Consider the following 10,293-nt stretch of genomic DNA (forward strand, 5'->3'; position numbering starts at 1 on the left):
ACGTTGTCCAGGATCATCACGATGCGTCCAGAAAAGGGAAGGTCCGCCGGGTTCAACCCAACAGTGAGCGTAATCGATCACCGGCGGAGGCGGAGACATCGGCGCCGGTGGGCAGGAAGCAACGAAGCTGCCACTGCCGGGTCCGGATCGCGTCCTTTGCGGTCGGCGTGCTCCACGGCGGATAGACACGGAGGGCGCGCTTTCCGCCCTCGCCATCGCGCGACATCACGCCGCGCTCGATCAGCAGGTCACGACTGAAGATGAACTGCCCGCGCTGTGTTCCGTCGAAGACCGCGATCACCACGAAGTGCACAGCATCGGCTGCATCCAATGGAGCGATATCAGAACCGGGGGCGGGGCGCTTCCACAGGGTTACGAACTGGCCGGTCTTGGTGGGGGTGATCTTCGCGACGCGGAACACGATGCTGTGACCCTCAAGGGTAAAGCGGCAGGCACCGTACTCTGCGCTTTCCGCTTCCGCCACGATCGGTCCGGTCAACTGCAGCCCTGCGGGCAGGTAGAGATCGTGCAGTGCCGCAGTGGCGGCAGCAATGCCGCTCATGCTTCCGGCAGCGGCTCGGGCACCGTTCCGGGCACGAACACGCCTTCTTTCACGTAGGCGGCCAGGGTCATGTCCAGCGCGAGCATGCCGTCGCGCTTGAGGTCCATCAGTTCCGGTTCGACCATCGCGCCGTGCAGCACGCCCAGCACAGTGGCGTGCAGCATGCGCGTGGCGATCTTCGGGTCGGCGCCTTCGCGCAGCTGGCCCAGATCGCGGGCGCGGCGCAGGGCGCGCTCCATCCGGTCCAGCGCATCGCGGAAGCCGGCCTGCTGCATTTCGGTCAGCACCTTGGTATCGGCCGAGGCGTCGCTGCGCAGCATGATCTCCATGGTCTTGCGCAGGCGTTCGTCCTCGGACAGCTCGATGAACGAGTGGATCATCACTGCGCGCAGGTCGTGCACCGGTGTGTCGCGCTGGTCGGTGGAGGTGCGCTCCAGTTCCTGCATGAAGGGCAGGTGCACCCGTTCGACGATCGCGGCCAGCACCTCGCTCTTGTTCTTGAAGTGCCAGTACACCGCGCCACGGGTATAGCCGGCGCGGGCACCGATCATCTCCAGCGTGGTACGGGCCACGCCGTGTTCATGGAAGCAGGCTTCGGCGGCGTCAAGGATGCCTTCCCGGGTTGCCTGGGTGTCCTCTTTGGTCTTGCGGGCCATGGGTGTGGGTACGAGTGCGGGTGAAACGTGGCTGAATTGTACCGGTTTACAAACAAACAAGCATGTATGTATATTTCGCACCCATCATTCCCGTCGTGTGCGTGGCAGGCCCGTCCGGCTCCCACTCCACCCGGGTGGGCGCTGTTCGCACGGTCTTCACCTTCGCTGGTGGAGGGTCCGCCGTATCAGCGCTGGCTGAGACCCTTTCCTTCAAGAGCCTTTCCGTCATGTTGCTGAGCCGAATCCGACCCTTTGCACTGTCGCTGGCAATCGCCGCGACCGTGGCTGCCTGCGGCGGCCAACCCCAGGCCCCCGAACAGGGCCCGGGTGACGTCACCGTGGTCACGCTGAAGTCCGAGACCGTGGGCCTCACCCGCGAGCTGCCGGGCCGTACCAACGCCTTCCTGGTCGCCGAAGTGCGTCCGCAGGTCAACGGCATCGTCGCCAAGCGTCTGTTCACCGAGGGCGGCATGGTCAAGGCCGGCGAGCCGCTGTACCAGATCGAGGACGCCAGCTACCGCGCACAGGCCAACAGTGCCCGTGCCCAGCTGGCGCGTGCCGAGGCCACCGCCAACGCCGCGCGCCTGAGCGCCAAGCGCATCACCGAGCTGGCCAAGGTTGATGCGGTCAGCCAGCAGGACCTGGAAAACGCGGTGGCCGCGCAGAAGCAGGCCGAGGCCGACGTCGGCGCCGCCAAGGCCTCGCTGGATGCGGCCAACGTCACTCTGGGCTACGCCCGCATCACCGCGCCGATCAGCGGCCGCATCGGCAAGTCCAGCGTCACCCAGGGTGCGCTGGTCAGCGCCGGCCAGGCCAATGCGCTGGCCACCGTGCAGCAGCTGGACCCGATCTATGTCGACCTGACCCAGTCCTCGGCCGAGCTGCTGCAGCTGCGCCGCGAGCTGGCCGCGGGCCGCCTGCAGGACAACCAGACGCTGCCGGTCAGCATCCTGATGGAAGACGGCAGCACCTTCGAGCACAAGGGCACGCTGGAGTTCTCCGAAGTCAGCGTCGACCCGGCCACTGGCAGCTTCGGCCTGCGCGTGAAGGTGGACAATCCGGACGGCCTGCTGATGCCGGGCACGTACGTGCGCGCGGTGATCGGCGGCGGCGTGCGCAGCGATGCAGTGCTGGTGCCGATGGCCGGCATCGCCCGCGATCCGAAGGGTGACACCTCCGCGATGGTGGTCGACAAGGACAACAAGGTCGAAGTGCGCCCGGTCAAGGTCAGCCGCACGGTCGGCGACAAGTGGCTGGTCGAGGACGGTCTGAAGGCCGGCGACAAGGTCATTGTCGAAGGCCTGCAGAAGATCGGCCCCGGCATGCCGGTCAAGGCCACCGAGAAGGGCGCTGCTCCGGCCAAGCCGGCAGCGGCCGCCCAGCCTGCCGCTCCGGCCGGCGACGCGAAGTAAGCGGAGAACCCCATGGCACGCTTTTTCATCGATCGACCCATCTTTGCATGGGTGATCGCCATCATCATCATGCTCGCCGGCGGCCTGGCCCTGTTCAAGCTGCCGGTCTCGATGTACCCCAACGTCGCACCGCCGGCGGTGGAAATCAGCGCCACCTACCCGGGTGCATCGGCCAAGGTGGTCGAGGACTCGGTGACGCAGATCATCGAGCAGAACATGAAGGGCCTTGATGGCCTGATCTATTTCTCCTCCAACAGCTCGTCCAACGGCCAGGCCACCATCACCCTGACCTTCGAGAGCGGCACCAACCCGGACATCGCCCAGGTGCAGGTGCAGAACAAGCTGCAGCTGGCCATGCCGCTGCTGCCGCAGGAAGTGCAGCGGCAGGGCATCAACGTGGCCAAGTCCAGCTCGGGCTTCCTGAACGTCATCGCGTTCGTGTCCGAGAACGGCAGCATGGACGCCAACGACATCGCCGACTACGTTGGTTCCAATGTCGTCGACCGTCTGAGCCGCGTGCCGGGCGTGGGCAACATCCAGGTGTTCGGTGGCAAGTACGCCATGCGTATCTGGCTGGACCCGAACAAGCTGCACACCTACGGCCTGTCCGTTGCGGAAGTGACCGCAGCAGTCAAGGCACAGAACGCCCAGGTGGCCATCGGCCAGCTCGGCGGCGCGCCGTCGATCAAGGGCCAGCAGCTCAACGCCACCATCAATGCGCAGTCGCGCCTGCAGACCCCGGAACAGTTCCGCAACATCATCGTGCGCGGCGCGCAGGACGGTGCCGAGCTGCGCCTGGGCGATGTCGCCCGTGTCGAACTGGGTGCAGAGTCCTACGACTTCGTCACCCGCTACAACGGCCAGCCGGCCAGCGGCCTGGCGGTCACCCTGGCCACCGGCGCCAACGCGCTGGATACCGCGGCCGGCGTGGATGCCGCGCTGCAGGACATGAAGAGCTTCTTCCCGGCCGGCCTGAAGGCCGAGATCCCGTACGACACCACCCCGTTCGTGCGCGTGTCGATCAAGGGCGTGGTGCAGACCCTGATCGAAGCGATCGTGCTGGTGTTCGTGGTGATGTACCTGTTCCTGCAGAACTTCCGCGCCACCCTGATCCCGACCATCGCCGTGCCGGTGGTGCTGCTGGGTACCTTCGGCGTGCTGGCGATGCTGGGCTTCTCGGTGAACATGCTGACCATGTTCGCGATGGTGCTGGCGATCGGCCTGCTGGTGGACGATGCCATCGTGGTGGTGGAGAACGTCGAGCGCATCATGTCCGAGGAAGGACTGTCGCCGCTTGAGGCCACCCGCAAGTCGATGGGCCAGATCACCGGCGCGCTGGTGGGTATCGGCCTGGTGCTGTCGGCGGTGTTCGTGCCGATGGCCTTCATGAGCGGCTCCACAGGCGTGATCTACCGCCAGTTCTCGGCCACGATCGTTTCGGCGATGGCGCTGTCGGTGCTGGTCGCGATCGTGCTGACCCCGGCGCTGTGCGCGACGATGCTCAAGCCGCTGAAGAAGGGTGAGCACCACGTCGCACACAAGGGCTGGTCCGGTCGTTTCTTCAACGGTTTCAACCGCGGCTTCGACCGCACCAGCGAAAGCTACCAGCGCGGCGTGCGCGGCATCATCCACCGTCCGTGGCGCTTCATGGGCATCGTGGCGGCACTGTTCGTGCTGATGGGCGTGCTGTTCGTGCGCCTGCCCAGCTCGTTCCTGCCCAACGAAGACCAGGGCGTGCTGATGGCGCTGGTGCAGGCGCCGGTCGGTGCCACCCAGGAACGTACGCTGGAATCGATCGCGGCACTGGAAAACCACTTCCTGCAGAACGAGAAGGATGCGGTGGACTCGGTGTTCTCGGTGCAGGGCTTCAGCTTCGCCGGTATGGGCCAGAACGCGGGCATGGCATTCGTCAAGCTGAAGGACTGGAGCGAGCGTGACGCCGACAATGGCGTGATGCCGATCACCGGTCGCGCCATGGCGGCACTGGGCCAGATCAAGGATGCCTTTATCTTCGCCTTCCCGCCGCCGGCCATTCCGGAACTGGGTACCGCGTCGGGCTACACCTTCTTCCTGAAGGACAACAGCGGCCAGGGCCACGAGGCACTGGTGGCCGCGCGCAACCAGCTGCTGGGCCTCGCCGCCGGCAGCAAGAAGCTGGCCAACGTGCGCCCGAACGGCCAGGAAGACACGCCGCAGTTCCGCATCGACATCGATGCAGCCAAGGCGACCTCGCTGGGGCTGTCGATCGACCAGATCAACGGTACCTTGGCCGCCGCATGGGGCAGCTCGTACATCGACGACTTTGTCGATCGTGGCCGCGTCAAGCGTGTGTTCGTGCAGGCCGACCAGCCGTTCCGCATGGTGCCGGAGGACTTCGATCTGTGGTCCGTGAAGAACGACAAGGGCGAGATGGTGCCGTTCAGCGCGTTCGCCACCAAGCACTGGGACTACGGTTCGCCGCGTCTTGAGCGCTACAACGGTGTGTCGGCGATGGAAATCCAGGGCGAACCGGCCCCGGGTGTCGCGTCCGGTGATGCCATGGCCGAGATCGAACAGCTGGCCAAGCAGCTGCCGGCGGGCTTCGGCATCGAGTGGACGGCGATGTCCTACCAGGAACGCCAGGCCGGCTCGCAGACGCCGCTGCTGTACACGCTGTCGCTGATGATCGTGTTCCTGTGCCTGGCCGCGATGTATGAAAGCTGGAGCGTGCCGACCGCGGTGCTGCTGGCGGCCCCGCTGGGTATCCTCGGCGCGGTGCTGGCCAACACCTTCAAGGGCCTGGAGCGCGACATCTACTTCCAGGTGGCGATGCTGACCACGGTGGGCCTGACCAGCAAGAACGCGATCCTGATCGTCGAGTTCGCCAAGGAAAACCTGGAGAAGGGGGCCAGCCTGATCGAGTCGATCATGCACGCCGTGCGCGACCGCTTGCGCCCGATCGTGATGACCTCGCTGGCCTTCGGCATGGGCGTGGTGCCGCTGGCAATCTCCACCGGTGCCGGCTCCGGTGCCAAGCAGGCGATCGGCACCGGTGTGCTCGGCGGCATGATCGTCGGCACCGTGCTCGGCGTGTTCTTCGTGCCGCTGTTCTTCGTGGTGGTGCAGCGCGTGTTCAAGCGCAAGTCCACGACGTGACCTGAAACGGTAGTGCCGGCCGCTGGCCGGCACCTACTGCCCGCGTGATGTGAATCCAACGAGGTTGCCGGCCAGCGGCCGGCACTACCTCCTGCCATCCGGCAGTACCGATGGAAGTCATTCCCATGAAAAGTGCATCCCTGTTTCTTTCCATTGCCGCCGCGCTCGCGCTCGCCGGCTGCTCCACCCTGGTGCCGAAGAACACCGCCGTTGCTCCGGCCATTCCGGCGCAGTGGCCGGCCGAGGCCGCGCAGGGCGAGGTGGCCGATGTCGCCGCCGTCGGCTGGCGCGACTTCTTCACCGATGCGCGCCTGCAGCAGGTGATCGACCAGTCGCTGCAGAACAACCGCGACCTGCGCGTGGCCGTACTCAACGTTGAACGCGCGCGCGGCCAGTACCGCGTACAGCGCGCCGACCGTGTGCCCGGCGTGGCAGTCACCGGCCAGATGGACCGCCGTGGTACCGACGCCGGTGTCACCGAGCAGTTCACCGCCGGTGTTGGCGTAGCCGAGTTCGAACTGGATCTGTTTGGCCGCGTGCGCAATCTCAGTGAAGCAGCCCTGCAGCAGTACTTCGCCGTGGCCGCCAACCGCCGCAACGCGCAGCTGAGCCTGGTGGCCGAGACCGCCACGGCGTGGCTGACCTACGGGGCTGATGCGCAGCGGCTGAAGATCGCCGATGCCACGCTGAAGACCTACGAGGATTCGCTGCGTCTGGCCGAGGCCCGCCACGAGCGTGGTGGCAGTTCGGCGCTGGAGCTGACCCAGACCCGTACCCTGGTCGAGACCGCACGTACGGATGCTGCACGTCTGCGTGGCCAGCTGGCCCAGGACCGCAATGCGCTGGCGCTGCTGGCCGGTGGCCAGTTGGATCCGGCACTGCTGCCGGACAGCATCGAACCGCAGCTGCTGGCACTGGCACCGCCGCCGGCCGGCCTGCCCAGCGACGTGTTGCTGCAGCGCCCGGACATCATGGCCGCCGAACACCAGCTGCTGGCGGCCAACGCCAACATCGGTGCGGCACGCGCGGCGTTCTTCCCGAGCATCTCGCTGACCGGCAGCATCGGTAGTGGTTCGAGCGAACTGTCCAACCTGTTCGACAGCGGGACCCGCGTGTGGAGCTTCCTGCCGAAGATCACGCTGCCGATCTTCCAGGGCGGCAAGCTGCGCGCCAATCTGGCCATCGCCAATGCGGACCGTGACATTGCGCTGGCGCAGTACGAGAAGTCGATCCAGGTGGGCTTCCGCGAAACCGCCGATGCGCTGGCGTTGAACGTCAGCCTGGATGAGCAGGTGAGTTCACAGCAGCGCCTGGTGGAAGCGGCCGAACAGGCCAACCGCCTGTCGCAGGCACGCTACGACGCTGGCCTGGACAGCTTCGTGACCCTGCTTGATGCGCGCCGTACCGCCTACAACGCGCAGCAGACCCAGCTGCAGGCGCAACTGGCCCAGCAGGCCAACCGCATCACCCTGTACAAGGTGCTGGGCGGCGGCTGGCACGAGCGCGGGTAAGCAGTGCTTCTGGTAGGTGCCAACCAAGGTTGGCACCTACCAGAGCAGGTGGCGCTACCGTTACACCGCTTCATCATCCCGGCGCAGGCCATGGCAGGCGCGCACACGCGCCAGCGCGTCGCCAGCTTCGCGCGCCATCTGCTCGTACTCGCGCCGGATCTCTTCCAGCCGCTCCTCGTCCAGTTCTTCCAGATCCAACAGTTCGTTGTTGGCTTCGGCCGTCGCGCGGATCAGCTCGTCCAGCTTGATCTGCATCGCGGCGGTATCTGCGTTCTGCGTGTGCTGGATCAGGAACACCATCAGGAAGGTGATGATGGTGGTACCGGTGTTGATCACCAGCTGCCAGGTGTCGTTGAAACCGAATACCGGGCCACTGATGCCCCAGATCACCACGATCGCTACCGCGGCCAGGAAGGTCCACGGCGAGCCGGTGGCGGCCGCGGCCTTCTTGGCGATCGTATTGAACAGGTTGCGTGCTTTCATCGTCGTCGTCCCACTCAGGTGACGAGGATGATCGGCAGCGGCTCGTGCAGGGGCTGTGCAGCTCAGGCGCGCAGGCGCGGGGCGTCCTGCAGGCGCACCGGGCTGGTCTGGTAGACGTGCTGCCAGCAACGGTCGACGAATTCGCGGGCCTGGGCTTCGCTCAGGCGCGGCATGATCTGCAGGGCGTACTGGGTCTGGAACATCTCGTCGCGCTGCGCATTGCTGGCGCGCGGCTGGGTGATCAGCGAATCACAGGCGAACTTGATCCACGGCACGTAGGAGCCGAACGAGTTGTGCGGTAGTGCGCCGTCGGCATGCTGGCGGCGCCAGTGGTCAAGCTCGGCGTCAACGTTGATGACCGGGGGAATGGTGGGAACTTCGGCGTGCATGACAATCCAGTTCGGTTGAGTGGAGAGGGAGTGGGGGTTCATCCGAGTGTGGCCGATGGGGCAGTGGAAGCCGCGTCAGCGCGATGTGCAGCCGGCGTTGCGATTGCCTACCAGTTGCGCATGCTCGACCGCGCCGAGGTCTTCGGCCATGTCGGCCATTGCATTGCACAGGCGCTCATGGTCGAGCGGGTGACCGCGCACCAGTTCCAGCTGCAGGCCCTGGTAGGCAGTCCAGAACAGTGCTCCACGCTGGTGCAGCGCGTACTGCTGCTGCAGGCGCTTGCGGATGGCGTCGAGGATCGGGTCGGGCGTGGGGCGTACGGCGTGCGCGCACATGGCTGGCTCCGCCGGGGGAAGGAAGTCCCGGTAACCCCACCCTAGGCGCGGCAGCCGGGTGGGGTGTTACCGCAGCGTGTGCACGCAGCGCAGCTGACTGTGCACAGGTTCACGGCATTGGCCGCAAACGCTGCCGGCACTAGGGCGTGCCGGCACTGAAGCGTTCATTAAGCGGGTTCAACAGCACACTGCGTGGTGATCATTCACCGATGTCTTCGTTCCAGATCTCCGGGTACTGCGCAATGAAGCCGCCCAGCAGGTCCACGCATTCCTGGCTGTCCAGGTCGATCACGTTGACGCCGTTCTCGCGCAGCCAGTCGATGCCGCCCTGGAAGGTGCGCGATTCGCCCACCACCACGGTGCCGATGTTGAACTGGCGCACCAGGCCCGAGCAGTACCAGCACGGCGCCAGGGTGGTGACCATGATGGTGTCCTGGTAACGGCGCTGGCGGCCGGCCTTGCGGAACGCATCGGTCTCGCCATGCACCGACGGGTCGCTTTCCTGCACGCGGCGGTTGTGGCCGCAGCCGAGCAGGCGGCCGTCGTTGTGGTACAGCGCCGCGCCGATCGGCACGCCACCCTCGGCCAGGCCCTGGCGGGCTTCGGCGATGGCGGTCTGCAGCAGGGCCTGGTAGTCGGGCGTGGTGATCATGCGGGGCTCCGGTAAGTCGTGGCCCGCCATGATACGGGCAGGGGGTGCCGCTGGCCCCCGGCGGTGCGATAATCGGGGCCATGAGCGAATCCCCCTACAAAGCCGGTACCACCCATTTCGGGTTCCGCGACGTCGCCGCCAAGGACAAGCAGAAGCTGGTCGGCCAGGTGTTCACCTCGGTCGCGCGCAACTACGACCTGATGAACGACCTGATGAGCCTGGGCGTGCACCGGGCGTGGAAGCGCTACTACGTGGCCACCGCGCAGGTGAAGCCGGGCGACCGCGTGCTCGACCTGGCGGGCGGCACCGGCGATATCGCCGCCCTGCTGAAGGAGCGCGTTGGCGCCGAGGGCTCGGTGGTGCTGGGCGACATCAACGCCGGCATGCTGTCGGTCGGCCGTGACCGCCTGACCAACCGCGGCCTGGTGCTCGGCCTGGACTACGTGCAGTGCAATGCCGAAGCCCTGCCGTTCCCGGACAACAGCTTCGACCTGGTCACCATCGCCTTCGGCCTGCGCAACGTGACTGACAAGGATGCCGGCCTGCGCGAGATGTACCGCGTGCTGAAGGTGGGCGGCCAGGCCCGCGTGCTGGAGTTCTCCGAAGTCACCGCGGACTGGTTCAAGCCGATCTACGACTTCCACTCGTTCAAGATCCTGCCCAAGCTGGGCAAGCTGTTCGCCAACGATTCGGACAGCTACCAGTACCTGGCCGAGAGCATCCGCAAGCACCCGCCGCAGGATGAGCTGAAGGCGATGATGGGGCAGGCCGGCTTCGAGCGCTGCCACTACAAGAACCTGACCGGCGGCATTGTTTCGATCCACTCCGGCTACAAGCTGTAAGCCCTGCCCTGGTGGGTGCCAACCTTGGTTGGCACACGCCTGCACCGGGCGCTGACACATCCGTGCCAACCAAGGTTGGCACCTACCTGTAGAAGCCAACCTTGGTTGGCATGCGCCGGAGGCGCAGGATCGGCCCCGGCCGCCATTACCCCGCACCGCGCAACGCCTGCGGGGCCGGAGGGAGTTACCATTGGGGGTCTGATCCCCGTAACGGTCCCGATTCATGCGTAATCCGCTGATGCTTCTTCCGCTGGCCGTGGCCCTGGCCGCCGGCTGCTCCCAGGAGGCGGCTGCACCCGCCGCCGCCCCGACTGC

At 66.2% G+C, this 10,293-nt stretch carries 10 protein-coding genes; 4 read left to right on the forward strand and 6 right to left on the reverse strand.

Features of this window, described 5'->3' with window-relative positions:
• Positions 1-52: 52 nt before the first annotated feature.
• Complete coding sequence (locus tag QRO95_RS24270; RefSeq protein ID WP_125893435.1) at positions 53-562, reverse strand: MepB family protein; 510 nt, start codon at positions 560-562, stop codon at positions 53-55.
• On the reverse strand, positions 559-1,218 hold the full coding sequence (smeT, locus tag QRO95_RS24275) for an efflux transporter SmeDEF transcriptional repressor SmeT (RefSeq protein ID WP_285303647.1): 660 nt from the start codon (positions 1,216-1,218) through the stop codon (positions 559-561). Before smeT ends, QRO95_RS24270 begins: the two co-directional genes overlap by 4 nt.
• A 227-nt stretch (positions 1,219-1,445) precedes the next feature.
• On the opposite strand from smeT, the gene smeD reads away from it, so the two are divergent.
• The 3 genes from smeD (at position 1,446) to smeF (ending at position 7,276) form a co-directional block, all read left to right on the forward strand.
• Positions 1,446-2,630, forward strand: coding sequence for a multidrug efflux RND transporter periplasmic adaptor subunit SmeD (smeD, locus tag QRO95_RS24280; RefSeq protein WP_032129008.1), 1,185 nt, complete (start codon positions 1,446-1,448; stop codon positions 2,628-2,630).
• A 12-nt stretch (positions 2,631-2,642) separates the two neighbouring features.
• Positions 2,643-5,765, forward strand: coding sequence for a multidrug efflux RND transporter permease subunit SmeE (gene smeE, locus QRO95_RS24285; protein ID WP_049399247.1), 3,123 nt, complete (start codon positions 2,643-2,645; stop codon positions 5,763-5,765).
• Between the two features lie 110 nt (positions 5,766-5,875).
• Positions 5,876-7,276 (forward strand): multidrug efflux RND transporter outer membrane subunit SmeF, encoded by a 1,401-nt coding sequence (gene smeF, locus QRO95_RS24290; RefSeq protein ID WP_125893439.1) that lies wholly within the window; start codon positions 5,876-5,878, stop codon positions 7,274-7,276.
• 60 nt (positions 7,277-7,336) lie between these two features.
• Here smeF and QRO95_RS24295 read toward each other — a convergent pair whose 3' ends face one another.
• The 4 genes from QRO95_RS24295 to QRO95_RS24310 form a co-directional block, all read right to left on the reverse strand.
• A complete protein-coding gene (locus QRO95_RS24295) occupies positions 7,337-7,759 on the reverse strand; it encodes a low affinity iron permease family protein (RefSeq protein ID WP_121504355.1) in 423 nt (140 codons plus the stop codon).
• A 62-nt stretch (positions 7,760-7,821) separates the two neighbouring features.
• The gene (locus QRO95_RS24300; protein ID WP_014038526.1) at positions 7,822-8,148 is read right to left on the reverse strand and encodes a hypothetical protein; all 327 of its coding nucleotides are present in this window, start codon (positions 8,146-8,148) and stop codon (positions 7,822-7,824) included.
• Positions 8,149-8,223: 75 nt separating this feature from the next.
• Entirely contained in the window at positions 8,224-8,484 is a 261-nt protein-coding gene (locus QRO95_RS24305; RefSeq protein WP_032129004.1) for a hypothetical protein, read from the reverse strand.
• Between the two features lie 199 nt (positions 8,485-8,683).
• On the reverse strand, positions 8,684-9,136 hold the full coding sequence (locus QRO95_RS24310; RefSeq protein ID WP_121504357.1) for a nucleoside deaminase: 453 nt from the start codon (positions 9,134-9,136) through the stop codon (positions 8,684-8,686).
• 80 nt (positions 9,137-9,216) lie between these two features.
• Between QRO95_RS24310 and ubiE the strand changes: the two genes are divergently transcribed.
• Positions 9,217-9,978: a bifunctional demethylmenaquinone methyltransferase/2-methoxy-6-polyprenyl-1,4-benzoquinol methylase UbiE gene (gene ubiE, locus QRO95_RS24315; protein ID WP_005411082.1), complete on the forward strand. Its 762-nt coding sequence runs from the start codon at positions 9,217-9,219 to the stop codon at positions 9,976-9,978.
• Positions 9,979-10,293: the final 315 nt, after the last annotated feature.

It is taken from the genome of Stenotrophomonas maltophilia group sp. Smal13 (genome assembly GCF_030236855.1).
Taxonomy (GTDB): domain Bacteria; phylum Pseudomonadota; class Gammaproteobacteria; order Xanthomonadales; family Xanthomonadaceae; genus Stenotrophomonas; species Stenotrophomonas maltophilia_A.